The 23,729-nt window shown below is 73.5% G+C and carries 24 protein-coding genes; 9 read left to right on the top strand and 15 right to left on the bottom strand.

All coding sequences use genetic code 11. The features are described 5' to 3' along the window. Window positions 1-76: 76 nt before the first annotated feature. A complete protein-coding gene (locus ASD18_RS11480) occupies window positions 77-1,321 on the top strand; it encodes a thiolase family protein (RefSeq protein WP_056090814.1) in 1,245 nt (414 codons plus the stop codon). Further along, complete coding sequence (locus ASD18_RS11475) at window positions 1,318-3,438, top strand: 3-hydroxyacyl-CoA dehydrogenase NAD-binding domain-containing protein (protein ID WP_056090811.1); 2,121 nt, start codon at window positions 1,318-1,320, stop codon at window positions 3,436-3,438. Before ASD18_RS11480 ends, ASD18_RS11475 begins: the two co-directional genes overlap by 4 nt. A gap of 4 nt (window positions 3,439-3,442) precedes the next feature. On the opposite strand, the gene pflA is transcribed toward ASD18_RS11475, so the two are convergent. From pflA to dxs, 3 genes are all read right to left on the bottom strand, one after another. Continuing rightward, window positions 3,443-4,312 carry a pyruvate formate-lyase-activating protein gene (gene pflA, locus ASD18_RS11470; RefSeq protein WP_056090808.1) on the bottom strand — a complete coding sequence of 290 codons (870 nt, stop codon included), beginning with the start codon at window positions 4,310-4,312 and terminating at the stop codon, window positions 3,443-3,445. 11 nt (window positions 4,313-4,323) lie between these two features. Next, window positions 4,324-6,597: a formate C-acetyltransferase gene (pflB, locus tag ASD18_RS11465; RefSeq protein WP_056090803.1), complete on the bottom strand. Its 2,274-nt coding sequence runs from the start codon at window positions 6,595-6,597 to the stop codon at window positions 4,324-4,326. Between the two features lie 89 nt (window positions 6,598-6,686). Continuing rightward, window positions 6,687-8,570, bottom strand: coding sequence for a 1-deoxy-D-xylulose-5-phosphate synthase (gene dxs / locus ASD18_RS11460; protein ID WP_056090800.1), 1,884 nt, complete (start codon window positions 8,568-8,570; stop codon window positions 6,687-6,689). Between the two features lie 180 nt (window positions 8,571-8,750). Between dxs and ASD18_RS11455 the strand changes: the two genes are divergently transcribed. The 5 genes from ASD18_RS11455 to ASD18_RS11435 are packed head-to-tail and all read left to right on the top strand — an operon-like array spanning window position 8,751 to window position 12,909. After that, the gene (locus tag ASD18_RS11455) at window positions 8,751-10,205 is read left to right on the top strand and encodes a GuaB1 family IMP dehydrogenase-related protein (protein ID WP_056090797.1); all 1,455 of its coding nucleotides are present in this window, start codon (window positions 8,751-8,753) and stop codon (window positions 10,203-10,205) included. A gap of 5 nt (window positions 10,206-10,210) precedes the next feature. Continuing rightward, window positions 10,211-10,903 (top strand): type 1 glutamine amidotransferase, encoded by a 693-nt coding sequence (locus ASD18_RS11450; protein ID WP_056092110.1) that lies wholly within the window; start codon window positions 10,211-10,213, stop codon window positions 10,901-10,903. Next, window positions 10,900-11,586 (top strand): CoA pyrophosphatase, encoded by a 687-nt coding sequence (locus ASD18_RS11445; RefSeq protein WP_056090794.1) that lies wholly within the window; start codon window positions 10,900-10,902, stop codon window positions 11,584-11,586. The genes ASD18_RS11450 and ASD18_RS11445 overlap by 4 nt, the downstream gene beginning before the upstream one ends. Before the next feature lies 1 nt (window position 11,587). Then, window positions 11,588-12,457 (top strand): aminoglycoside phosphotransferase family protein, encoded by an 870-nt coding sequence (locus ASD18_RS11440; protein ID WP_056090791.1) that lies wholly within the window; start codon window positions 11,588-11,590, stop codon window positions 12,455-12,457. Window positions 12,458-12,477: 20 nt separating this feature from the next. Beyond that, entirely contained in the window at window positions 12,478-12,909 is a 432-nt protein-coding gene (locus ASD18_RS11435; protein ID WP_056090787.1) for a DUF1801 domain-containing protein, read from the top strand. Between the two features lie 3 nt (window positions 12,910-12,912). On the opposite strand, the gene ASD18_RS11430 is transcribed toward ASD18_RS11435, so the two are convergent. Next, complete coding sequence (locus tag ASD18_RS11430; RefSeq protein ID WP_056090784.1) at window positions 12,913-13,716, bottom strand: LLM class flavin-dependent oxidoreductase; 804 nt, start codon at window positions 13,714-13,716, stop codon at window positions 12,913-12,915. After that, window positions 13,713-14,561, bottom strand: a complete 849-nt coding sequence (locus ASD18_RS11425) for an alpha/beta fold hydrolase (RefSeq protein WP_056090779.1) — start codon at window positions 14,559-14,561, stop codon at window positions 13,713-13,715. Before ASD18_RS11425 ends, ASD18_RS11430 begins: the two co-directional genes overlap by 4 nt. 82 nt (window positions 14,562-14,643) lie before the next feature. On the opposite strand from ASD18_RS11425, the gene ASD18_RS11420 reads away from it, so the two are divergent. Next, window positions 14,644-15,585: a LysR family transcriptional regulator gene (locus ASD18_RS11420; RefSeq protein ID WP_200938527.1), complete on the top strand. Its 942-nt coding sequence runs from the start codon at window positions 14,644-14,646 to the stop codon at window positions 15,583-15,585. An 8-nt stretch (window positions 15,586-15,593) separates the two neighbouring features. Next, window positions 15,594-16,919 (top strand): hypothetical protein, encoded by a 1,326-nt coding sequence (locus tag ASD18_RS11415; RefSeq protein WP_156387943.1) that lies wholly within the window; start codon window positions 15,594-15,596, stop codon window positions 16,917-16,919. On the opposite strand, the gene ASD18_RS11410 is transcribed toward ASD18_RS11415, so the two are convergent. The 10 genes from ASD18_RS11410 to ASD18_RS21055 form a co-directional block, all read right to left on the bottom strand. Continuing rightward, on the bottom strand, window positions 16,916-17,560 hold the full coding sequence (locus tag ASD18_RS11410; protein WP_056090773.1) for a hypothetical protein: 645 nt from the start codon (window positions 17,558-17,560) through the stop codon (window positions 16,916-16,918). The two genes, ASD18_RS11415 and ASD18_RS11410, sit on opposite strands and share 4 nt — an antisense overlap. Beyond that, window positions 17,557-18,174, bottom strand: a complete 618-nt coding sequence (locus ASD18_RS11405; protein ID WP_056090770.1) for a hypothetical protein — start codon at window positions 18,172-18,174, stop codon at window positions 17,557-17,559. The genes ASD18_RS11410 and ASD18_RS11405 overlap by 4 nt, the downstream gene beginning before the upstream one ends. Beyond that, window positions 18,171-18,857, bottom strand: coding sequence for a hypothetical protein (locus tag ASD18_RS11400; RefSeq protein WP_156387942.1), 687 nt, complete (start codon window positions 18,855-18,857; stop codon window positions 18,171-18,173). Before ASD18_RS11400 ends, ASD18_RS11405 begins: the two co-directional genes overlap by 4 nt. A gap of 49 nt (window positions 18,858-18,906) precedes the next feature. Continuing rightward, the gene (locus tag ASD18_RS11395) at window positions 18,907-19,731 is read right to left on the bottom strand and encodes a class I SAM-dependent methyltransferase (protein ID WP_056090764.1); all 825 of its coding nucleotides are present in this window, start codon (window positions 19,729-19,731) and stop codon (window positions 18,907-18,909) included. After that, window positions 19,728-20,288: a hypothetical protein gene (locus tag ASD18_RS11390; RefSeq protein ID WP_056090762.1), complete on the bottom strand. Its 561-nt coding sequence runs from the start codon at window positions 20,286-20,288 to the stop codon at window positions 19,728-19,730. The genes ASD18_RS11395 and ASD18_RS11390 overlap by 4 nt, the downstream gene beginning before the upstream one ends. Beyond that, window positions 20,281-20,940 carry a hypothetical protein gene (locus ASD18_RS11385; RefSeq protein WP_056090758.1) on the bottom strand — a complete coding sequence of 220 codons (660 nt, stop codon included), beginning with the start codon at window positions 20,938-20,940 and terminating at the stop codon, window positions 20,281-20,283. Before ASD18_RS11385 ends, ASD18_RS11390 begins: the two co-directional genes overlap by 8 nt. Next, window positions 20,937-21,701, bottom strand: coding sequence for a hypothetical protein (locus tag ASD18_RS11380; RefSeq protein ID WP_056090755.1), 765 nt, complete (start codon window positions 21,699-21,701; stop codon window positions 20,937-20,939). Before ASD18_RS11380 ends, ASD18_RS11385 begins: the two co-directional genes overlap by 4 nt. A 4-nt stretch (window positions 21,702-21,705) precedes the next feature. Further along, entirely contained in the window at window positions 21,706-22,152 is a 447-nt protein-coding gene (locus ASD18_RS11375) for a hypothetical protein (protein ID WP_056090752.1), read from the bottom strand. 66 nt (window positions 22,153-22,218) lie between these two features. Then, on the bottom strand, window positions 22,219-22,749 hold the full coding sequence (locus ASD18_RS11370; protein ID WP_156387941.1) for a hypothetical protein: 531 nt from the start codon (window positions 22,747-22,749) through the stop codon (window positions 22,219-22,221). Next, window positions 22,739-23,728, bottom strand: coding sequence for a hypothetical protein (locus ASD18_RS21055; RefSeq protein ID WP_056090745.1), 990 nt, complete (start codon window positions 23,726-23,728; stop codon window positions 22,739-22,741). The genes ASD18_RS11370 and ASD18_RS21055 overlap by 11 nt, the downstream gene beginning before the upstream one ends. Window position 23,729: the final 1 nt, after the last annotated feature.

The raw sequence follows: 23,729 nt of genomic DNA, 5'->3' as shown, positions 1-23,729 counted from the left end.
CGCCCGGGTAGCGTCGGCCGTCACGGGCCCGCTCTCGCGTGCTCGTCGGACACCGCCGTCCCGCCCTGGAGGCTCGATGCCCACCACATCTCCGCGACCCGCAGCCCTCGTCCGCCGCGTCGTGTTCGTCGACGGGGTCCGCACCCCGTTCGGCCGCGCGCGCAAGGACGGGCTGTACGCCCACACCCGCGCCGACGACCTCTCGGTCAAGACCGTCCGCGAGCTGCTGCGCCGCCACCCCCAGCTCCCGCCGGAGCGCATCGACGAGGTCGCCATCGCCGCCACCACGCAGCAGGGCGACCAGGGCCTGACCCTGGGCCGCACGGTCGGCGTCCTCGCCGGGCTCCCCCGGTCCGTCCCCGGCTACGCGATCGACCGCATGTGCGCCGGCGCGATGACCGCGGTGACCAACACGGCCGCCGCCATCGGGTTCGGGGCGCAGGACGTCGCGCTGGCGGGAGGTGTCGAGCACATGGGGAACCACCCGATGGGCTTCGACGCCGACCCCAACCCGCGCTTCCTGTCCGAGCGCCTCGTGGCCAACGACGCCCTCAACATGGGCGTGACCGCGGAGAACCTGCACGACAAGTTCCCCGCCCTGACGCGTGAGCGGGCCGACGCGTACGGCGCCGCCAGCCAGGCCAAGTACGCCGCGGCGCTGGCCGCCGGGAAGATCGACCCCGACCTCGTCCCGGTCGCGCTGCGCGACCCGGAGAACGGCTGGGGCCTGGCCACCGCCGACGAGCCGCCGCGCCCCGGCACCACGGTCGAGGCGATCCTGAAGCTGCCCACCCCGTTCCGTGCGGGTGGCCGGGTCACCGCCGGGACCGCCGCGCCCCTCACCGACGGCGCCGCGTCCTGCCTGCTCGCCGCCGAGGAGACCGCCGCCGAGCTGGGACTGCCCACGCGCATGCGGATGGTGTCCTTCGCGTACGCCGGGGTCGAGCCCGAGATCATGGGCATCGGCCCGGTGCCGGCCACCGTCAAGGCGCTCGACCGGGCAGGCCTGTCCATCGAGGACATCGGCCTGTTCGAGATCAACGAGGCGTTCGCCGTCCAGGTGCTCTCCTTCCTCGACGCGTTCGGCATCGCCGACGACGACCCGCGCGTCAACCAGTACGGCGGCGCGATCGCCGTCGGCCACCCGCTGGCCTCGTCGGGCGTGCGCCTGATGACCCAGCTGGCCCGCCAGTTCGAGGAGAACCCGGACGTCCGCTACGGCCTGACCACGATGTGCGTCGGCCTGGGCCAGGGCGGCACCGTCATCTGGGAGAACCCGCACCACGCCGACTACGACGCACTCGAGGGGGCCACCAAGTGAGCACCGAGACCACCGCGCGCCCCGAGCGCGTCTCCCACGCGCTCGCCCGCGACGTCGCGCTGCCCGGCGGCGCCGGCACGCTGGCGCTCGTCACCATCGACAACGGCCTCGACCACACCAAGCCGACGACGCTCGGCCCGCTCGGCATGGCCGAGCTGACCGCGACCCTGACGGCTCAGCAGGCGCGTGCCGCGGCGGGCGAGATCGTGGCTGTCGCCGTCACCGGCAAGCCGTACTACCTGGCCGCCGGAGCCGACCTCACCCAGATCGGCTCCGTGCCCGGCCGCGAGGGCGCCCTGCAGCTCGGCCAGAACGGGCACCGCGCGTACGAGCTGCTGCACACCATGGGCGTGCCGACCTTCGCGTTCGTCAACGGCGTCGCGCTCGGCGGCGGCATGGAGCTGGCGCTCAACTGCGACTACCGCACGGTGGCCTCCGACGTCCGCGCCCTCGCGCTCCCGGAGACCGGCCTGGGCCTGGTACCCGGCTGGGGCGGCGCCTACATCGTCCCGCGCCTGGTCGGGGTGGAGAAGGCGCTCGACGTCATCCTCACGCGTCCTGCGGCCAACAAGCCGTTCGCGGCGGTCGAGGCCACCACGCTCGGCCTCATGGACGTCGTGCTCGACCCGGCCGACTTCCTCGAGGAGTCGATCCGGTGGGCCGCCCGCGTGGTGTCCGGCGAGGTCGTCGTCGAGCGCCGCGAGCTGGACTCCGCCGAGGTGTGGGACGGCGTCGTCGCGGCCGCCCGCCAGCGCCTCGACGCGGTCATCAACCGCTCGCGTCCGGCCCCGTACCGCGCGCTCGACCTGGTGGCAGCTGCTCGCACCGCCTCACGCGAGGAGGCGTTCGCGGCCGAGGACGAGGCGCTCGCCGACCTCATCATGAGCGACGAGATGCGCGCGTCGGTGTACGCGTTCGGGCTCGTGTCCGGTGGCAAGAAGCCGGTCGGCGCCCCCGACCGCTCGCTCGCGCAGCCGGTCACCCGTGTCGGCATCGTCGGCGCCGGGCTCATGGCCGCGCAGATCGCGATGCTGTTCGCTCAGCGCCTCGGCGTCCCGGTCGTCATGCGCGACCTGGACCAGGAGCGGGTCGACAAGGGCCTCGCCGCGGTGCGGTCCTCCGTGGACCGGCTCACGTCGACCGGTCGGATGAGCGAGTCGGCCGCCAGCCGCCTGCTCGGCTCGATCCAGGGCACGACCGACCTCGCCGAGTTCGCGACCTGCGACCTCGTCATCGAGGCCGTCACCGAGATCCTCGACCTGAAGAAGCGGGTCTTCGCCGAGCTGGAGACCGTCATCTCCCCGACGGCCATCCTGGCGACCAACACCTCGGCGCTGTCGGTCTCCGCGATGGCAGCCGACCTGCAGCACCCCGAGCGCGTCGTCGGGCTGCACTTCTTCAACCCCGTGGCCGCGATGCCGCTGGTGGAGGTGGTCCAGGCCGAGCACACGTCGCTCGAGGCGCTCGCCACGGGGTTCGCCGTGGCCGCCAAGCTGCGCAAGACGGCCGTCCTGGTGGCGGACCGTCCCGGCTTCGTCGTCAACCGGCTGCTGGTCCTGCTCCTCGGCGTGATCGTCGACGCCGTCGAGAAGGGCACGCCGGTCGAGGTCGCGGACCGCGCCCTACGGCCCCTCGGCCTGCCGATGCCCCCGTTCGAGCTGTTCGACCTGGTCGGACCGGCCGTCGGCCTCCACGTGCTGACCTCGCTGCGCGAGGAGCTCGGCGACCGATTCCCCCGGTCCCCCGGCCTCGAGAAGCTCGTCGCGGAGGGTACGACCGTCGTGCTCCCGGCGAGGGCCAAGGGGCTGCCGAAGCCGGTCGACCCCGCCATCCAGGCGGTCTTCGACAGCTCGCGCGAGACGACCGGCACCCCGCTCGACGAGGCGGGCGTGCTGGACAGCGTGCTCACCGCGCTCACCGTCGAGGTCGGGCACATGCTCGAGGAGGGCGTCGTCGCCACCCCGCAGCAGATCGACCTCTGCATGATCCTCGGCGCCGGCTGGGGCTTCCACCTCGGTGGGCTCACGCCGTACCTGGACCGCACGGGCTACTCCGAGCGCGTCCTGGGCAGGCGGATCCTGCCGGACGGCGTCGCGAACGTGCCCGCCGCCGGCTGACGGATCAGTAGACCGAGAGCCCTCGGTCCCGGAACGTCGCGCGCACGCGCTCGACGAGCTCCGGGGCCGGGGGCTGCGTCTCGGCCAGCTCGTACCGCATCCCCAGCTCGTCCCACTTGTCGCGGCCCATCTGGTGGAAGGGCAGCACCTCGACCCGCTCGACGACGGGCCCGAGCTTGACGACGTGGTCGGCGACCGCCTCGACGTTCTCCGGGGCGTCGGTCAGCCCGGGGACGAGCACGAACCGCACCCAGGTGCGCTTGCCCGCGTCCCGCAGCCGCGCACCGAAGTCCAGCGTGGGCTGCAGCGCACGCCCGGTCGCCTTGCGGTACGTGTCCGGCAGACCGGACTTGATGTCGAGGAGCACCAGGTCGATGTCCTCGAGCATCGCGTCCGTGCACTGGCTGCCCAGGAACCCGGACGTGTCGACCGTGGTGTGCACGTCCATCGCCTTGGCGCCGCGCAGGAGCCTGGCCAGGAACGCCGGCTGCATCAGGGGCTCACCGCCCGAGATCGTCAGGCCGCCGCCCGTCGCCTTGAACACCGGGCGGTAGCGGGCGACCCGCGCAAGGATCTCGTCGGCCGTCACGTCCGTGCCGCGACGCATCTGCATGGTGTCGGGGTTGTGGCAGTACAGGCACTGCAGCGGGCAGCCGGCCAGGAACACGGTCAGGCGCGTGCCCGGCCCGTCCACGGCCGTGACCAGCTCCCACGAGTGGACCGAGCCGACCGACCCGGACCGCACCGCCGCCATCTTGGCCGCGTGGTCCAGCTCGATCGAGGAGAGCCCCGCCGTCCCGGACCGCGCCCGGGGCAGCCCCAGGTGCACGGCCGGCCACGGCGCCGCTTCGTGCACCTGGGTGGTCTGCGCCATCGTCGGAGCCGTCAGACCGAACCGTGGAACGTGCGGGACAGCACGTCGAGCTGCTGCTCGCGGGTGAGCCGCACGAAGTTCACGGCGTAGCCCGACACCCGGATGGTCAGCTGCGGGTACTCCTCGGGGTGCTCCATGGCATCCAGCAGGGTCTCGCGGTTGAGCACGTTGATGTTCAGGTGGAAGCCCGACGACATCATGAACGCGTCCAGCAGACCGACCAGGTTGGTGACCTGCTCGTCGCGGGTGCGCCCCAGACCGGTCGGGATGACCGACGAGGTCAACGAGATGCCGTCCTGCGCCTCGCCGTAGGGGATCTTCGCGACGGACAGTGCCGAGGCGAGCATCCCGTGCGCGTCCCGCCCGTTCATCGGGTTGGCGCCCGGTGCGAAGGGCTGGCCGGCGCGGCGTCCGTCGGGCGTGGAGCCCGTGGACTTCCCGTAGACCACGTTCGACGTGATGGTCAGGACCGACTGCGTGTGCAGCGCCTTGCGGTACGTCGGCGTCTTGCGCAGCTTGGTCATGAACAGCTCGACCAGCCACACCGCGATGTCGTCGGCACGGTCGTCGTCGTTGCCGTAGGTCGGGAAGTCGCCCTCGACCTGGTACTCGGTGATGAGGCCGTCGACCGTCCGCACCGGGTGCACGGCCGCGTACTTGATGGCCGACAGGGAGTCGGCGACCACGGAGAGCCCGGCGATGCCGCAGGCCATGGTGCGCAGGATCGCGCGGTCGTGCAGGGCCATCTCGAGGCGCTCGTACGCGTACTTGTCGTGCATGAAGTGCACGCAGTTGAGCGCGTCGACGTAGGTCTCGGCGAGCCAGTCGAGCATCCCGTCGAGCTTGGCCACGACGTCGTCGTAGTCGAGCACGTCACCGGTCACGGCCGGCGCCGAGGGGGCCACCTGCTTGCCGGTCATCTCGTCGCGACCACCGTTGATCGCGTAGAGCAGCGCCTTGGCCAGGTTGATCCGCGCGCCGAAGAACTGCATCTGCTTGCCGACCCGCATGGGCGAGACGCAGCACGCGATCGCGGCGTCGTCACCCCAGGAGTCGCGGATCAGGTCGTCGGACTCGTACTGCAGCGCGGAGGTGTCGATCGACACCTGCGTGCAGAAGCGCTTGAAGCCCTCGGGCAGGCGGTCGCTCCACAGCACCGTCAGGTTGGGCTCGGGCGCCGGGCCCAGGTTGTAGAGCGTCTGCAGGAACCGGAAGGACGTCTTGGTGACCAGGGTGCGTCCGTCCTCGCCGATCCCGCCGATCGACTCGGTGACCCAGGTGGGGTCGCCCGAGAACAGCTCGTCGTACTCCGGGGTGCGCAGGAACCGCACGATGCGCAGCTTGATGACCAGGTCGTCGACGAGCTCCTGGACGTCCTGCTCGGTCAGCCGGCCCGCAGCGAGGTCACGCTGCATGAAGACGTCGAGGAAGGTCGACGTGCGGCCCAGGGACATGGCCGCGCCGTTCTGCTCCTTCACCGCACCGAGGTACGCGAAGTAGAGCCACTGCACGGCTTCCTTGGCGGTGGTCGCCGGACCGGAGATGTCGTAGCCGTACGTGGCGGCCATCGTCTTGAGCTCCTGCAGGGCGCGGATCTGCTCCGCGTTCTCCTCGCGGTCGCGGATGACGTCCTCCGACGAGCGCTCCTTGTCGAGGTCCGCGCGGTCCTCGCGCTTGGCCGCGATCAGGGCGTCGACGCCGTACAGGGCCACGCGACGGTAGTCGCCGATGATCCGGCCGCGGCCGTAGGCGTCCGGCAGGCCGGTGATCAGGTGCGAGGAACGGGCAGCGCGCACGGAGGGCGGGTAGACGTCGAACACGCCGTCGTTGTGGGTCTTGCGGTACTTGGTGAAGATCTCGCCGACGATCGGGTCCGGCGCGAAGCCGTAGGTCTCGAGCGCCTTCTCGACCATCCGGTAGCCGCCGTTGGGCATGATCGCGCGCTTCAGGGGCGCGTCCGTCTGCAGGCCGACGATGATCTCGTGGTGGCGGTCGATGTAGCCCGGCTCGTGCGAGGTGATCGTCGAGGGCGTGTGCTGGTCGATGTCGTAGACGCCGCGGGCGCGCTCCGCCGGGAACATCTCGGTCAGCTTGGCCCAGATGCCGGTCGTCCGAGCGGTCGGTCCCGCCAGGAAGGAGGCGTCGTCGACGTAGGGCGTGTAGTTGCGCTGGATGAAGTCACGGACGTCGATCCGGTCCACCCAGGGCCCGGTGACGAAACCTTCCCAGGCCGGCCTCACGGCGGGCTCGATCCGAGAGTTCGCGGACACGGTGCTCGTGGACATTTGCGCTCCTCCGACGTTGCTGATACCTCGACGTTACGGAGGCGACGAGGATTCGTCCCAGGACCTAAGGCCCCGTGTGATGCGGGTCATCACGAGGACAGCCCCAGCGCGGCGAGAGTGTCGCGCGCGATGTCCGCAGGATGCAGGCGCAGCTCGGTCACCAGCTGCTCGCGGGTGGCGTGGTCGAGGAACTCCCGCGGGATGCCGAACGCCTGCACGGGGGTGCCGATCCCGGCCTCGCGCGCACGCTGCGCGACCACCGATCCGAGGCCCCCGTCGACCACCCCGTCCTCGATGGTGACCACGTGGTCGTGGTCCCCCACGAGCTTGGTGAGCGCGCCGGCGACCGGCAGGACCCACCGGGGGTCGACGACCGTCACGCGCAGCCCGTGCGCGGCGAGCACCTCGGCCGTCTCGAGCGCGGTCTGCGCCATGGCTCCGTACCCCACGACGAGCACGTGCGCCGCGTCCACGGGGCCGTCGTGCCGGGCGAGGACGTCGATGCCGTCCAGGTGGTCGATCGCGGGAACCGGGTCCACGAGGGCGCCCTTGGGGTACCGGACGACCGTGGGGGCGTCGTCGACGTCGACCGCGGTGCGCAGGGCGTCGCGCAGCGTCTCCTCGTCGCGCGGAGCCGCCAGCCGGAGCCCCGGGACGACCCCCAGCATCGCCAGGTCCCACATGCCGTTGTGGCTCGCGCCGTCCGAGCCCGTGAGGCCCGCACGGTCGAGCACGAACGTCACGCCGGCCTTGTGCAGGGCGACGTCCATGAGGATCTGGTCGAACGCGCGGTTGAGGAACGTGGCGTACACGGCGACGACGGGGTGCAGGCCGCCGAACGCCATCCCCGCCGCGGACGTCGCGGCGTGCTGCTCGGCGATGCCGACGTCGAACACGCGCGTGGGGAACTCCGCCGCGAACGGCGCGAGCCCGACCGGCTGGAGCATCGCCGCGGTGATGGCGACGACGTCGGGACGCCGGCGGCCGATCCGCACCAGCTCGTCGGCGAACACGCTGGTCCACTCGAACCGCGAGGGCGCCACGGGCAGCCCGGTCTCGGGGTGGATCTTGCCGACCGCGTGGAACCGGTCCGCGACGTCCTGCTCGGCCGGCACGTAGCCCCGGCCCTTCTCCGTGATGACGTGCACGATGACCGGGCCGCCGAACGCCTTGGCGTTGCGCAGCGCCCGCTCGACCGCGCTCACGTCGTGCCCGTCCACCGGGCCGACGTACTTGATGCCGAGGTCCTCGAACATGCCCTGCGGCACCAGGACGTCCTTGATGCCCTTCTTCATGCCGTGCAGCGCGTCGTAGGTGGCGCGGCCGGGAGGCCCGGAGCGGCGCAGCGTGCGCTTGCCCCACGACAGGACGTTCTCGTAGCCGCGCGTGGTGCGCAGCGTGTCGAGGTGGTGGGCGAGGCCACCGATCGTCGGGGCGTAGGACCGGCCGTTGTCGTTGACGACGATCACGAGCCGGCGGTCCTGGCCCGCCGCGATGTTGTTCAGCGCCTCCCAGGCCATGCCGCCGGTCAGCGCGCCGTCCCCGATCACCGCGACCACGTGCCGGTCGCCGCGGCCGGTGAGCTCGTTGGCCTTGGCGATGCCGTCGGCCCAGCTCAGCGCGGTCGAGGCGTGCGAGTTCTCGACGACGTCGTGCACGGACTCCCTGCGGCTGGGGTACCCGGACAGGCCGCCCTTGCTGCGCAGCTGCGAGAAGTCGCGGCGGCCGGTGAGCAGCTTGTGCACGTACGCCTGGTGGCCGGTGTCGAACACCATGGTGTCCAGCGGCGACTCGAACACGCGGTGCATGGCGATGGTCAGCTCGACGACGCCGAGGTTGGGACCGAGGTGGCCGCCCGTGCGGGACACCCGGTCGACCAGGAACGTGCGGATCTCGGCGGCGAGGTCGTCCGCCTGACGCGCGGTGAGCCGGCGCACGTCGTCCGGGGAGCTGATGCGGTCGAGCTGACCCATGGTGGTGCCTCCTCCTCCGGTGTGCGGCGACGATGCCGCACACTGCGGACGCCGAAAGCTGTGTCCCACACTGTAGAGGGACCGGAGCCGGACGACGCGCCGAGGCTGGTCAGGTGCCTGTGGAGGCCCCGTGAAGAGGGACGTCCGACCGACTATCATGGATCGGAAAGGGGAACACCCATGCGCTTCCTGCCCGGCCACGCGGCCACCTCCGACCTCACCTACGGCGACGTCTTCCTCGTCCCGTCGCGTTCCGAGGTCACCTCCCGCTTCGACGTCGACCTCACCGCCGTCGACGGCACCGGCACCACCGTCCCGATCGTCGTCGCCAACATGACGGCCGTCGCGGGACGTCGGATGGCCGAGACCGTCGCCCGCCGCGGAGGAATCACCGTCCTCCCCCAGGACGTCCCGACGAACGTCGTGGCCGAGGTCGTCGCCTCGGTCAAGGCGCGGCACACCGTCGTGGAGACCGCCGTGGTGGTCAGCCGCCACGACACGGTGCACACCGCCCTCACCCTCATCGGCAAGCGCGCGCACGGTGCCGCGGTGGTGGTCGACGACGGCAAGCCCGTCGGGGTCGTCACCGAGGCCGACTGCCAGGGGGTCGACCGCTTCACGCAGGTCGAGGAGGTCATGACCGCCCACCCGACCACGGTGGACCTCGCGATCATCGAGCAGGGCGGCCTGCGCGGGCTGGAGGCGGCGTTCGAGAAGCTGCACGGCTCGCGCCGCAAGTTCTCCCCCGTCGTGCGCGACGGCGAGCTGGTCGGCGTGCTCACCCGGATCGGCGCGCTGCGCTCCTCCATCTACCAGCCCGCCGTCGACGACCAGGGGCACCTGCGCGTGGCGGCGGCCGTGGGCATCAACGGTGACGTCAAGCAGAAGGCCCTCGAGCTGCTCGAGGCCGGGGTCGACGTCCTCGTCGTCGACACCGCGCACGGCCACCAGCGCAAGATGCTCGACGCGCTGGGCGCCGTCCGGTCCCTCGACCCGCAGGTGCCGGTGGTCGCGGGGAACGTGGTCACCGCCGAGGGCACGCGCGACCTCATCGCCGCCGGTGCGGACATCGTCAAGGTGGGGGTCGGGCCCGGTGCCATGTGCACCACGCGCATGATGACCGCCGTCGGGCGCCCCCAGTTCTCGGCGGTGCTCGAGTGCGCGGCCGAGGCACGGCGCCTGGGCAAGCACGTGTGGGCCGACGGCGGCGTGCGGCACCCCCGCGACGTCGCGCTCGCGCTGGCCGCCGGGGCCTCGCAGGTCATGGTCGGGTCCTGGTTCGCCGGCACGCACGAGTCGCCGGGCGACCTGCACGAGGACGGCAACGGGCGGCTGTACAAGGAGAGCTTCGGGATGGCGTCGGCACGGGCCGTCGCCGCCCGCACCAAGGGCGGCTCCGCGTTCGACCGGGCCCGCAAGGCGCTGTACGAGGAGGGCATCTCCTCCTCGCGCATGTTCCTGGACCCCCGCCGCCCGGGCGTCGAGGACCTCATCGACACGATCACCGCCGGCGTGCGCTCGGCCGCGACCTACGTCGGCGCCACGACGATCGACGAGCTGCACGAGCGCGCCGTCGTCGGGATCCAGTCGGCTGCGGGCTACGAGGAGGGGCGCCCGCTGCCCGACGGGTGGTGACCGGGATGCGTCCCGTGCTGGTGATCACGCACGCCCCGCACGAGGGCCCCGGGCTCATCGCGCGCGGGCTCGACGCTCCCCTGCGCGTGCGCACGGTCCTCGACCTGGAGGACGCGCGGCTGCCGACTCTCGACGAGGTCTCCGGCGTGATCGTCATGGGTGGTCCCATGGACGCCGACGACGACCGGGGCCACCCGGGCCTCGCGGCCGAGCGGGCGCTCCTCGCGGCGGCCGTCGACGCCGACGTCCCCGTGCTCGGCGTGTGCCTCGGCATGCAGCTGCTCGCGCTGGCGCTCGGCTCGCACCTGCACCTGCGGGCCGCCACCGAGATCGGGTTCGCGCCCGTGGACATCGACGTCGAGGACCCGGTCCTCGGCGCGCTCGGCACCCGGCCGACCGTGCTGCACTGGCACTCGGACACCGTCGACCTGCCCGCGGGCGCGACGCTCCTGGCCTCGACCGAGGCGACCCCGGTGCAGGCGTTCCGGGCGGGCAGCGCGCTCGGCCTGCAGTTCCACCCCGAGCTCGACGCCGGGATGCTCGAGCTCTGGCTCTCCACGCCGGACATGGTCGGCGAGCTCTCGGAGGACGACATCGACGAGATCCGCGCGGCCGGCGCTCGGCACCTGCCCGGGTTGGTCCCGGCCGCGGAGAAGATGTTCGCCGGCTTCGGGGAGCTCGTCCGGGCGCGCGGATGACGCACCCGACGCCGGACGTCGGTGGGGCGCGCGCCGAGCTCGTCGACCTGTGCGCCCGGGGCGTCGACTGGCGGGTGGACCCGGCACGCGTGCTCGAGGACGTCTCGACCGCGCGGCCCGCCGCGGTGCTGGTGCTCTTCGGCGCCCTCGACGACGCCCCCGCTCGCACCGGGTCGCCCGCGGTCGCCCGGGACCTCGACGTGCTGCTCCAGCGGCGCTCCCGGACGCTCGGGCACCACGCCGGGCAGATCGCGTTCCCCGGGGGGCGGCTCGAGCCGTCCGACGCCGGACCGCAGGAGGCCGCGCTGCGTGAGGCGGTCGAGGAGGTCGGGCTCGACGCCTCCGGGGTCGAGGTGCTCGGCACCCTGCCGCCTCTCCCCGTGCCCGTGAGCAACCACCTGGTCACACCGGTGCCGGCGTGGTGGACGCACCCGTCCGAGGTCGCGGCCGTCGACCACGCCGAGACCGTGGACGTGTTCCGGGTGCCCGTCGCCGACCTCCTCGACCCTGACAACCGCGCGAGCGTCGAGCACACGCGGTGGGGCCGGACCGTCCGCACGCCTGCCTTCACGGTGGACGGCCGGCTCGTGTGGGGCTTCACCGGGATCGTCCTGTCGAGGATGTTCGACGCGCTCGGCTGGGCCGTGCCGTACGACGCCCACCGGATCGTCCAGGCACGCTGACGTGGTCCATCCCCTCCTCGAGATCGAGGTCACCGAGGACCTCGCCCGCTCCCTCCTGCGCGAGCAGCACCCCGACCTCGCCGACCTGCCGCTGACCTGGGCGGGCACGGGCTGGGACAACGCGCTCTGGCGGATCGGCGAGCACGTCGCCGCCCGGTTCCCCGTGCGGGAGATCTCGGCGCCCCTCGTCGTCCACGAGCAGCGCTGGTTGCCCGTCCTGGCGCCCCGGCTGCCGGTCGACGTGCCGGTGCCGGTCCGCGTAGGGATGCCGTCGGCCACCTACCCGTGGGCGTGGAGCGTCGTGCCCTGGTTCGACGCCGTGGCGGCGCACCGCACACCGGTGCCCGGTCGGTCGGCATGGGCGCCGCGGCTGGCAGCGGTGTTCGCCGCGCTGCACCGGCCCGCCGCCGACGACGCACCGGTGAACCCCTTCCGCGGCGTCCCGATCGGCCCGCGCGAGCAACCGCTGCGTGAGCGGCTCGAGCAGCTCGCGCTCGCCGACGCGGACCGGATCCTCGAGCGGTGGCGCGACCTGGCCGCCGCGCCCGTCTGGGACGGACCGGCGCTGTGGCTGCACGGCGACCCGCACCCGGCCAACCTGCTCGTGCGCGACGGCCGGCTGCGGGCGGTCATCGACTTCGGGGACATCACCTCAGGCGACCCCGCGTCCGACCTGTCGACCGCGTGGCTCACGTTCGACGCGGAGGGCCGCGCGGCGTTCCGGGCGCGCCTGGCCTACGACGACGCGACCTGGCGGCGGGCCCAGGCATGGGCGCTGCACATGGCGGTCGTCCTGCAGATGCACCCCGTGGACCACCCGCACCTCGCGGAGATCGGGCGGCACGGGATCACGCAGGCGCTCATCGCCTGACGCGGTTGGATACTGGCGCGATGGCGAACACACCGAACAAGACCACCCCGACCGACGCCGACGTCGACGCGTTCGTCGCGGCCGTGGAGCACCCCGTCCGCCGTCGGGACGCGGAGCGCCTGATCGCCCTGATGAGCCGCATCACGGGCGAGCCACCGCGGATGTGGGGGCCGACGCTCGTCGGCTTCGGGTCGTACCACTACCGGTACGCGAGCGGACGCGAGGGTGACGCGGGCGCCGCCGGCTTCTCCCCGCGCAAGGCAGCCACCACGGTCTACCTCCCGGACGGGGTCGATGCGCACTCCGACCTGCTCGCAACGCTCGGGCCGCACACCGTGGGCGTGAGCTGCGTCTACATCAAGGACCTGGACACCGTGGACCTGGGTGTCCTCGAGGAGGTGGTCCGGCGCTCGTACGCGACGGTGTCCGCGGAGACGTTCGGCGACGGCTGATCGTCAGGATGCCGGTCCCTCCCGCACCATGCGCCGCACCGGGTCGAGGCGCAGCGTCGCGGGGTCGACGTCGGTGAGGACCCACGTCGCGCCTGCGGCGACCCAGGGAGCGGGATCGGTCCCGGGGGTGAGGTCGATCGCGACGTCGTAGGGCAGCTCCGGGTCGGCCCGCAGAGCACCCACCCGCGCCACCGCCTCTGCCAGCTGGTCCGGGGACGTGAGGTTGACCGGGAAGACGCCGTCGTGCCGGGCCGCGCGCCGCAGCGGGCGCAGGTTCCCGGGGAACGCGGCGACCCAGACCGGGATGTGACCGCGCACCGGCGTGGGCGCGAAGGTCATGCCGTCGACGAGGTGGTGCTTCCCGTGGTGGCGCACGACCCCACCGCTCCACGCCGAGCGCAGGATCTCGAGCGACTCGTCGAGCATCTCCGCGCGGGTCCGGTCCTCCACGGGCTCGCCGGTGCGCGAGTACTCGCGGGCGAAGGAGTCGCTGCCGACCCCGACGCCGAGGACGAGGCGCCCGTCGCTGAGCCGGTCGAGCGACACGGTCTCGCGCGCGACCTTGGTGGGCCGACGCCGCGCCAGGGGGCTCACCATGGGGCCGAGCGCGAGGCGGTTCGTCACCGCGGCCGCGGCGGCGAGGCAGACCCACGGGTCGGCCACCGCCGTCACCGGCGCCCGCCAGTCGAGCTGGTCCCACACGAAGAACCCGTCCCACCCCGCGGCCTCGGCCTCGACGGCGAGATCGGCGACGACCCGCGGGTCGGCCAGCTCGTCGAACAGCGGTAGCCACACCGCGGACCTCATCGCGGTGTCCCGGGTGCCGTGTGCTCCAGCAGCGCCGCCGTGAACTCGTCCCACCGGGCCGGTGGCAGCTCGTGACCGGCACCCTCGAGCACGACCAGCCTCGCCCCCGGAATCGCCTCCGTCAGCGCGTATGCGTGGGGCAGCGGGAAGACCGGGTCCAGCTCGCCGTGGACGACGAGCGCGGGCACACCGACGTCCCCGAACCCGCCGTTCACCGGACCCGGCGTGTCGATCGCGAAGTGGTTGTTCGCGGCGCTCGGGTCCGTGGAGCGCGCCAGCTCCAGCTCGACGAGCCGGCGCAGGTGCGCCTCGTCGACCAGGATCGACTCCCCGTGGTACGCCCGGATCACCGCGACGGTATGGTCGACCCACGCGTCGTGGTCGTCGAGCGGGGGGGCGGGCGCCGCGACGGCGTCCCGGAAGGCGGAGGTCGGGCCGGGCAGGCCGGCATCACCTGTCGTCGTGGACATGAACGTCACGCTCGCGACGCGGTCGGGATGGTCGACGGCCAGGATGAGTGCCGTCCCGCCCGACATCGAGCGACCCACCACGTGGACGGTGTCGAGGCCGAGCGCGTCGACGATCCCGAGGGCGTCGTCGGCCAGGTCCCTCATGTCGTACGCCGGGTGCCCACCGCGGGAGACCGTCGACCGTCCGGTGTCGCGCTGGTCGTAACGGACGACGAACCGGCCGCCGGCGGCGAGCCGTTCGCACAGCTCCTCCTCCCACCCGACCATCGACGCGGCTGCACCGTGGATGAGGAGGATCGCGGGGTCGCCGCGGTCGCCGGCGGTCTGGACGCAGAGCTCCACGTCGCCGAGCTGGATCATCGTCTCGGGGTTCATGAGAGCGACGCTAGGACGACCTCGCCAGCGCGAAAAGCGATTGTTCCTGATGATGATGATCGCAGAGGGCGATACTGGGGCCATGCTGGAGCTCCGCCTTCTCGCCGCCCTCAACGCCGTGGCCCGCACGGGCACGTTCGGGGCTGCCGCCGCCGAGCTGGGCTACACGCAGTCGACGCTGAGCCAGCAGGTCGCGGCACTGGAACGACGGGTCGGTGGCGCCGTCTTCGACCGTCCGGGAGGAGCCCGTCGACCGCGGATCACCCCGCTCGGCCGCCTGGTCCTCACCCAGGCGAGGACCCTGCTCGCGGCCGACGTGGCCGCCCGGGACGCGATCGACCGTTTCCACGCCGGTGCCGGCCGGGTCGACGTCGGCACCTTCCAGACGGTCACCAACGTGCTGCTCCCGATGGTGGTGGACCGGCTCCGGGTCGAGCACCCGGACGCGGACATCCGGCTGTTCGAGGACGAGACCGACGAGCCGCCGATCGACCTGCTCGACCTCGCGTTCCTCGACGTCCCCGGCCCGGACGACGCCGACCACGTCGAGGTGTTCCGGGACGAGCACGTCGTGGTGGCCCGACGCGGCGCCTTCCCGCCCGGACCCGTCCCCCTGGCCGACCTCCACGGCCGCGCGATGGTGGCACTGCCGCCCATCTGCGACCAGGCGGTGGTCGAGGCGGCCCTCGCCCGGGCAGCGGTCGCGCCCGACATCGTCTTCCGGACCGTGGACAACCAGGGCATCACCTCGATGGTCCGGGCGGGTCTCGGCGCGGCCGTCATGCCGGTGCTCTCGGTCTGGGGGCAGCGCCACGACGACGCGCTGTCGTTCCACCGACTCGAGCCCGCGGTCCCGGACCGGGTGGTGCAGGTGGTGTCGCGGGGCACCCTGTCGCCCCTCGCGATCCGGCTCCGGGAGCTGTCCGTCGAGGCCGGGCAGCACCTGGTGCGCGACCTGGCGGCTGCGGACGGGTCGGGGGACATCGCTGGACGTGAAGGCGCCCACCCGCCCGGCACGTCATGATGTCCGGCGTGACCGACGCGCCGACCCCTGCCCCCGCACCGCGTGCCGGACTGCGTGCGTGGCTGAGCGACCTCGGTGCGGTCGTGGCGCAGGGCGTCCGGCTGTGGGCGCGCACGTGGCCGCTGCTGCTCGTGATCGCACTGCTCGCCGTCGCCGGGCGGCACGCCGCCGGCTGGGCCGCCGTGAACGCGGCGACCGTGAACAACACGCTCGGCTGGGCGGTGCTCGTGCTCGCACCGCTGAGCATGGTCGCGGGCATCGTCGCGATGCTGCACGTCCTGCGCCGCGACCTGCCCACGCTCGCCGCCATCGGCCGTACCCGCGCGCCCGACGACCCTGCGTCCGGGCACGAGCGCGGCCTGGTCGACGTGCTGGCGTCGGTGTTCGTGCCGTTCCTCGCGCTGTACGCGTCCTACGGGCTGCTCGCCGAGGACCGCGCCCGGTTCCTCAACACGGCCGCGTACCGGGAGTTCATGGAGAGCGTCTCGTTCACCGGCGGGGACGGCCCCGACGGGTCGTTCGTCGACCTCGCGACCGGGTGGGGGCTCGTCGCCGTGGTGGTCGTGGCCGTCGTGCTGCGCTGGTTGCTCGGCCGGTGGGAGGGGCGCAGCCACCGGCGCGCGCTCGCGTTCGCGGGCGCCTACATCGAGGCGTTCTGGCTGCTCGCGGTCGCGGCGTTCGCCACCCAGCTGCTCGACGACCTGTGGACGTGGATCGAGTCCCGGCGCGCCGTGGCGATCGTGCTCGAGTGGTGGCTCACGGTCCTCGACGCGCTCGGCCCGGTGGCCGGACCGGTCGACGCAGCCGTGAACGCGGTCGCCGGCGTGCTGGGCAACCTCGACGACCTCGTGGTCATCCCGCTGGCGTGGCTCACCGTCGGCGCGGTCGTCTACGGGCACAAGCTCGCGGCGCCGCCCAAGCCCGAGCCGCGCGTGCGGCTGGCCGCGTGGCAGCGGGTGCCGGCGCCGGTGCGTCGCTGGACCACCGAGGCCGCAGCGCCCGTCGTCGGCGACGTGCGTGGGCGGTTCACCGCGCTCGTCGACGGGCTGCGACGGCTCGCGATCGCGGGGCTGGGCCCGATGCTCGTGTTCGCGCTGGCGTTCCTGGTCGCGACGCGGATCGAGGAGGGCATCCTGCTGCTCTTCCGGGCGATCAGCGGCCCGCAGGACGTCGACACCTGGCTCGCGTTCGCTCCGATGGTGTCGTCGGTCGCGACGGCCGTCGGCCTGACGGTGACGATGGCGCTCCTCGCGGCAGGCGTGGACCGGATCCTCGCGGGCCAGGCGGCGGTCTCGGCGCGGGCACCCGATCCGGTCGAGGCGTCGGAGGTCTAGCTCGGGACCTCGAGGAGCACGTAGTGAGGCATCTGCCACCAGAGGGCGACGTCGGCGATCTCCACGCCGTCAGGGACGACGACCACCGGCGACACCGACCAGGTGGCAGGTCGCGGCAGGTCGTCCGGGTCGCTCAGAGCGTCCTCCAGGTCGCCCAGCGGCGGCCACGGGCCCGGCGCGTCCTCCGGGACGCACGGCGTCGCGGACTGCAGCGCACCCCAGCCGCTCGCCACGTAGCCGTACCGTGTCCCGGCCGCGTCCCGCACGGCGAGCGAGCAGCCGGTGAGCACGACGTCGGGGTCGGCGCTCAGGGTCAGGTCGACCTGGACCGCGCGAGTGCCGGCGGGCAGCTCCATGTCCTCGGGCAGGGTCGTCGCCTCGCCCACGCCGTCGAGTCGTACCTCGACATCGACGGGCAGGGTGCCGCCGGCGCCGTCGTAGACCCGTTGGTGGAACTGAGCGGTCTCGCCCGCCTCGACGGTGGTCGGGCGGCGCAGGTCCTGCTCCCACCACAGGGTGCGGACCCGGTCGCCCGCCGCGACGAGCGCGAGCGCCAGCGCGACGGGCAGCGCGACCAGGGCCCAGCGGTTGCGTCGCCACCAGGACCGGGAGGTCGGCGGGGAGTCGGTCGTCGTGCTCACGGCTGCTCCGGGGGCTCGTCGGACCACGCGCCGGCGACGACGGGCGTGTCGTCCGACGCCCACGCGTCCGCGTCGGCCTGCGTGAGGCCCAGGTCGATGTCGGCGACGTCGTCGCGGCGCTGGTCCTTCTGCTCCGACCCGATGCGCAGGTGCGCCCCCGCCACGGCCTCGGGCGGGAGCTCGACGCGCACCGTCGCGTAGCGAGGGACCCCCGGCTGTGCGGTGCCGGGAAGGAACCACGAACGTCCGCCCGTGAACACCGTGTACGTGCGACCGTCGCCGCCGAGCAGCTCCGCGAAGCTCAGCGCGCGCGGCCGGCCGACGACCTCGATCGTCAGGGGCACGGTGAGCCACACGCCGGGCGTCGCGAGCAGCGTCCCGTCGTCGTTGTCGAGGACCGTCGAGCCCGCGGGCTCGCCCGCCGTCAGGCGTGCATACCGGAGCTCGACGGGCTCACCGACGACCGCGGGCCGGACGAACGACGCCTGCACGCGCTCGTCGACCGGGAAGGCGGTGACGACGACGTGTCCCACGGCGAGGGCGGCGAGGACGGCCGCACCGGCGCCGAGCGTCTGCCCCCGGGGACGACGTGCGGCCGGTTCGGGCACGGTCACTCGTCGACCTCCTCGTCCGCGTCGGACACGGCCTCGCGCACGTCGAGCTCGCCGCGCAGGGTCGTCGTCGGGTCCCACCAGGCCGCCGTCGGATCGAGGCTGCTGCTGCGCCAGGTGTGCCGCTGCACCAGGACGGTCGCGCTGGTGGGGGGTGCGACGGAGCCGTCCTGCTCGAAGAGGAACGCGGCCTCGTACGTCAGGCCGGGCTGCACGGGGCTCAGTGACGAGCCGTCCTCGAGCAGCGCGATCGACGTGGACGTCACCCCCGGGACGATCGGGTTGTGCTCCTTCACCAGGCCGTCGACGTCGGTGAGCGTGAGCGCATCCCGCAGCGTGCCGCCCAGCAAGCCCGCGTCGCTCGTGTTGCGGACCGTCGCGACGACGCCGATCCAGCGGTTGCCGTCCTCGGACAGGTACTGCCCCGGCAGGTCGGTGGTCCACACGACGCGGTGCACCGTCAGCTCGAACGGCGCGACCTCCACGGGGGCGTCGACCGTGAGCGCCTCGGGGCCGTCCTGCGTCTGCTCCTGCAGGCCCCCGAACGCCGCCGTGGCCGCGAGGAGCACGATCGCGCCACCGAGGCCGATGCGCCGCAACGGCTGGTCGAGGACGCGACGCGCGACCGTGCTGCCGCTCTGCCGCGCTCGGGCGCGCAGGTCGGGAGGGGCGGCGGGTCCGGGCACGCGCCCGAGTGTAGGGGCGCGGTGAGTGCGGGGCCGCCGGTGACCGGCGTCAGTCCGGGACGCGCGCCAGGGCGATCCCGAACCCGGGGAGCAGGTCGTACCAGCGCACGTCGACGAACCCGGCGCCCTCGAGGAGCACGCGGAACTGCTCGGGCGTGTGGAAGCCGATCCACCCCGGGTCGCCGGCCAGGGAGAGCGCCGACGCCAGGCGGACGAACCACTCCGGGCCGGGGTCGATGATCGCGTAGTGGCCACCCGGCCGCAGGCACCGCCGGATCCCCGCCGCCGCGGCCGCCGGGTCCGGGTAGTGGTGGTGCGCGAGGCAGTTGTAGACGAGGTCGAACGCACCGTCGAGGTCCCGCGGCAGGTCACCGACGTCGGACTGCACGAACGCCGTGTTGTCGAGGCCCGCGGCCCAGGCCGCCCGGTGCGCACCGACGACCATCCCGGCAGCCAGGTCGACCCCCACGACCTCGCCGTCCGGGACCCGGCGCGCGACCGCCCGCAGCTCCCGTCCGGGCCCGCACCCCGCGTCGAGCACCCGGGCGTCACGCGTGAGCAGGGGCGCGAGCATGTCGAGGGCCTCGGAGAAGAGCGGGACCGAGAAGGGGCGCACGTAGAAGTCGTACGCCTCGGCCAGCCGGTCGAACTCCTCGACCAGCCCGTCGTTCTTGGTCGGCGCGTCCAGGAGCCGAGGCCCTCGCTGCGTCCTGCTGAGCAGCGGTCCCCCGCCCGGGGTCGGCGGTGCGGCGTCCACGACCAGCGCCTCGCCGCGTGCGCGGGCCGCCTGACGGGTCGCGCGGACCGGGTCGGAGACGAGCGCGGCCCACGACCACATCGACGCCGCGAGCACCCCGCTGGCGGTCTCGCTCATGCGTCGGTGCGCCGCAGCACGACGGCGATCGTGCCGGCGGGGATCCCCTCCACGCGCACGGTGCTGCGATGGTCGACGCCGGCCACGACGGTGTCCGGCACGGTGGCGCGCAACGAGACGACGACGGACTCCTTGGCGGCCAGGTCGAGGGTCGAGGGCGTGACCGTCACCTCGACGTCGACCGGTTGGCCGGACGGGTCGCGGAACGGGTCGACGACGACGACGCCCGCCGCCCCGGCGTCCAGCACGTTCTCGACCTCGAACGCCCCGGCTGCCTGCGCGCCCGCCGGCCCCTCCAGCACCAGCAGCGCGGCCGCGGGCGCCGGCGCGTCCTCGGCGTGGTGCTGGTGCGGGGCGGGCGCGTCGGCATGGCTGTGGGTCGCCGGGCGGCCGGGGGTCTGGAGGGACACCACGCGGGGCGCCTCCTTGGCCACCGCGGAGACCTCGGCGAGCCAGTCGGTGACCAGGCTCCCCCAGGCCTTGTAGTACGCCACGTTCGCGTCGACGATCCGGCGGACCAGGTCGTCCGCGCCGGCGGTGGGGGGCGGCTCAGCCATGGACGACCGGGACCCGGCCCTGCCGCGGCTGCGGGCGGCAGCAGGGCTCCTTATAGAAGTGGTCGTACCAGTGGTGCACCGTGTCGGGCTCGTCCAGGACCGCGACCTCGTGGACGCAGGCGCAGCCACCGTCGGACGACGACACCTCCCACCGCACGACGTGGTCGCGGCAGCCGCGCACCCAGAGCAGGGCCGAGAGCGACTCGGAGCCGTCGTCGGGGAGGTGCACGGTGGCGGTGAACGTCGAGGTCTCGTACGGCCCGATCTGCTGCTGCACGGGGGTGACCGTCACGGCGCCGGCATCGGGACCGGTCACCCGGACGGCGACGAACCGGCTGGCAGGCCACTCGTTGGTCACGACGAGCCGCAGCGTCATCGTGGCGCCCGGGCAGCCGTGCGCGGTGACGGTGGGGAGCTTCTCGGGCAGGAAGCACGCGTCCGGGATCGCGCAGCCGCAGGGCTGCGTGCCCAGCGACACCTGCGGCAGGCGCAGGCCGCTCGTGTCGACCTTGCCCGCCGCCGCGACGACGTCCGACACGGGGGTGGACGACCGCATCGCGTCCAGCATCGACCGGCCGAGCTTCAGGCCCGCCCCGACCACCGCGTCGAGGGCGGCCGTCGTCTGGTCGGTCATGGTCTGCTGAGTGCTCACGACGGCTCCTTCGCTCGGGTGCTGCGCTTCCGCGGGGTGGGCACCGGGGCGGTGACCTGGACCTCGACCCGTACGCGTACCCCGGCCACCACCCAGGTCCCCGCGTGCTCGGCGGGCGGGAGGCCGGCCGGGACGTGCACCTCGGCCGCCACGAGCGTGTCGGCGCCCGGCGCGAGGATCCCTGCGCCGTCCGTGACGACCACCCGGGCGGCCTCGGACTGACGGGCGGCCACCGTGTCGGCGACCACCGCCCACCGGTCCAGACCCCGGGCCTTCCCGCTCAGCCCGGCCGCGATCGCGTGCTCGAGCGTCTCGCGCTCCTCGAACGCCAGCACCGCGACCTTGCTGATCTCGACCGGGACGTTCCCCCGGTTCACCGCGTGCACCGACACGGGCACGATCGCGCCCGCCGACCCGGAGACCGGGACGACGAGCGGCCGGACCTCGGCCGCCTGGATCCCGAGCACCTCGATCCGCACGTCGATCGCCCCGCCGTCCCAGAGCAGCTGCGCCGCCCGCTCCCCCGCGGGAGCGTCGTCGGCCAGCAGCAGCCGGACCTCGGTCCGGGCCGGACCGGCGGGGGCCGTGAGCACGCGCGCGGTCGACAGGACCTCGTCCGGCTTCTTCGACTCCGGCGGCACCAGCACGATCGAGGTGCGCTGGTCCGGGGGCACGTCGACCACCCCGACCACCGCGCCGGGCGGACCGACCAGCCGCGCGACCCGGACGTCGCCCGCGGGTGCGCGGGTGGCACGGGCCACGGTGTCAGCCGTCCTTCGGGTCGAGGTCGTCGTCGCGGTCGGTGTACCCGCAGCGCTCGCAGGGTCCGGCCTTGTACGCCTCGGAGATCATCTGCGCCTCGCCGCAGAGCCGGATGCTCAGCAGGTCCATCCCGAGCAGGCTCAGTCCGACCGTGAAGTCGGCGGGCAGGTGGGCGCGCGTCTCGGGGAGCTCGGTCACGGCGAGGTTGAGGTTCACCGGGTTGAGCGTGACGGGGTTGAGGGTGATGGTCGCGTTCAGGGGGTTGAGCGTGACCGGGTCGATGCCCATCTGGATCTTGGGGATCGGCTCGTGGATCGTGATGCCGAACTCGTTCGGGATGCCGGCGACGGTGACGGGACCGATGGCGCCGATGTGGTCGACGACGACGGGGTTCATCGAGACGGGTCCGATCGAGCCGAGATGCCCGTCGAGGTGGACGTCCGAGCCCATGGCTACCCCCAGGTTGCCGTGCGGGATGTCGTCACCAAGCAGGATCGACCCGGACAAAGTCGGGCGTCAACCAGCAACGCCGCCCAGTTCGTCGGCCAGCAGGTCCAGCTCGCCCAGCAGCACGATCTCGTCGGGACCGGTCTCGGCCGGGTACCAGGCCACCCGCGTGGCCGTCGGCGGCGCCATCGGGGCGCCCGCGAGGAGCTCGTCCGCGAGCGCCTGCAGCGTCGGCAGCCGCACGGAGGACGCGATCAGCACCTCGACCAGCGCGAAGATCGCCGCCACCTCGTCCACGGTGCCGACGACCTCGATCCGGCCGCTCAGCACGGCGTCCCGCACCTCGAGCCGCGCCTCGAGCAGGTCGACCACGGTCCCCCGGTCCGTGCGACCCCAGCAGGCCGGTCCGGGGCCGGCGGCCGACGTCACGCGCAGGAGGCCCGCGTCGTCGAACCTCACGTCCACCGCCTCGTCGTCCAGCCCGATCCGCGCCTCGCGCGCACCGGCGAGCCGCCGCACCCGCGCGCCCGCGCCGGGCTCCCCGGCATCCAGCCCCGCCACGAGTGCCGCCACGAAGGCCGCGAGCCCCCTATCCGGCACGCTCGACCACCCCCAGCCCCACGGAGTCCACGCGTGTCCCGGCGATCAGCCCGACGCAACGGAACTCCCCGACGAGCTCGTGCAGGAAGGCGAAGCCGGGCTGCGCGGGCTCCGCCATCACCAGCTGCGCCACGTCCCGCACCTCGAACTCGAGGTCCAGCCCGTCGAAGCCGTTGTTCGCGTGCACCGCGACGCGCGCCGGCAGCCGCTCGGCCGCACGGTCGGTGTGCAGCGCGGCGAGCGCGCCGGGCAGGCGTCGCGACGGCCACCTCCGCCCGTGCGTCTCCACCAGCACCTGGTCGTCGACGAACCGGACCACCCGACCGCCGACCTCCACGGTGAGCAGCACCTGCCCGGAGCGCGTGTGCGCGCGGTTCGTCATGCGCGAGAACACCACCAGCAGCCCGTCGGGGGCGTGCCAGCAGGCCCAGTCCCAGCCCGCGTCGTCGCCCCACCACCACCGACCCCAGTTGTGGTCCGCGTAGCCGCCGGCGCCGTCCAGCGTGACCGTGCGACCGGGCAGGTCGAGGGTGCCGTCGACGCGCATCCTGGGGTAGACGGCCCAGCCGAGGTACCCGGAGCCGAACGGCATCGTGGACTCGACGCTGAGCTCAGGGCCGACCGGCACCCCCTCGAGCGTGAGGTCGACCCCGTCCCGTGGCAGGCGCGCACGCGCGGCCACCCGGGTGCCCGACGGATCGACCGCGACCGCGACGCCCGCGGTCGCCAGGGCGAGCACCCCCGCCTCGACCGCGCCGGCCGACACCACCTCCGCGTTCCCCGCCCAACCGACCCCGGGCTCGTGCACCAGCGCCGCGCCCACCGCGCGGGACGCCGGCGCGGTGGGGTCGCCGTGCACCGAGACGTTGACCAGCGCGATCACCCCGGTCGCGTGGTCGAACGCGTTGACGTGCAGCCACTCCTTGTACGCGCCTCGCGCAGGGTCGTCCGCCGGCGGCCGCCGCAGGTGGTCGCGCACG

Source organism: Cellulomonas sp. Root137 (genome assembly GCF_001426725.1).
Taxonomy (GTDB): Bacteria; Actinomycetota; Actinomycetes; order Actinomycetales; family Cellulomonadaceae; genus Cellulomonas.
This window is presented reverse-complemented; position numbering and strand designations above follow the sequence as displayed.

Bases quoted from the DNA above. Each gene is read 5' to 3' on its own strand.
- ASD18_RS11480 (WP_056090814.1), top strand. From the start codon at position 77: ATGCCCACCACATCTCCGCGACCCGCAGCCCTCGTCCGCCGCGTCGTG.
- pflA (WP_056090808.1), bottom strand. From the start codon at position 4,312: ATGGCGCAGACCACCCAGGTGCACGAAGCGGCGCCGTGGCCGGCCGTG.
- pflB (WP_056090803.1), bottom strand. From the start codon at position 6,597: ATGTCCACGAGCACCGTGTCCGCGAACTCTCGGATCGAGCCCGCCGTG.
- dxs (WP_056090800.1), bottom strand. From the start codon at position 8,570: ATGGGTCAGCTCGACCGCATCAGCTCCCCGGACGACGTGCGCCGGCTC.
- ASD18_RS11455 (WP_056090797.1), top strand. From the start codon at position 8,751: ATGCGCTTCCTGCCCGGCCACGCGGCCACCTCCGACCTCACCTACGGC.
- ASD18_RS11450 (WP_056092110.1), top strand. From the start codon at position 10,211: ATGCGTCCCGTGCTGGTGATCACGCACGCCCCGCACGAGGGCCCCGGG.
- ASD18_RS11445 (WP_056090794.1), top strand. From the start codon at position 10,900: ATGACGCACCCGACGCCGGACGTCGGTGGGGCGCGCGCCGAGCTCGTC.
- ASD18_RS11435 (WP_056090787.1), top strand. From the start codon at position 12,478: ATGGCGAACACACCGAACAAGACCACCCCGACCGACGCCGACGTCGAC.
- ASD18_RS11430 (WP_056090784.1), bottom strand. From the start codon at position 13,716: ATGAGGTCCGCGGTGTGGCTACCGCTGTTCGACGAGCTGGCCGACCCG.
- ASD18_RS11425 (WP_056090779.1), bottom strand. From the start codon at position 14,561: ATGAACCCCGAGACGATGATCCAGCTCGGCGACGTGGAGCTCTGCGTC.
- ASD18_RS11420 (WP_200938527.1), top strand. From the start codon at position 14,644: ATGCTGGAGCTCCGCCTTCTCGCCGCCCTCAACGCCGTGGCCCGCACG.
- ASD18_RS11395 (WP_056090764.1), bottom strand. From the start codon at position 19,731: ATGAGCGAGACCGCCAGCGGGGTGCTCGCGGCGTCGATGTGGTCGTGG.
- ASD18_RS11390 (WP_056090762.1), bottom strand. From the start codon at position 20,288: ATGGCTGAGCCGCCCCCCACCGCCGGCGCGGACGACCTGGTCCGCCGG.
- ASD18_RS11375 (WP_056090752.1), bottom strand. From the start codon at position 22,152: ATGGGCTCGGACGTCCACCTCGACGGGCATCTCGGCTCGATCGGACCC.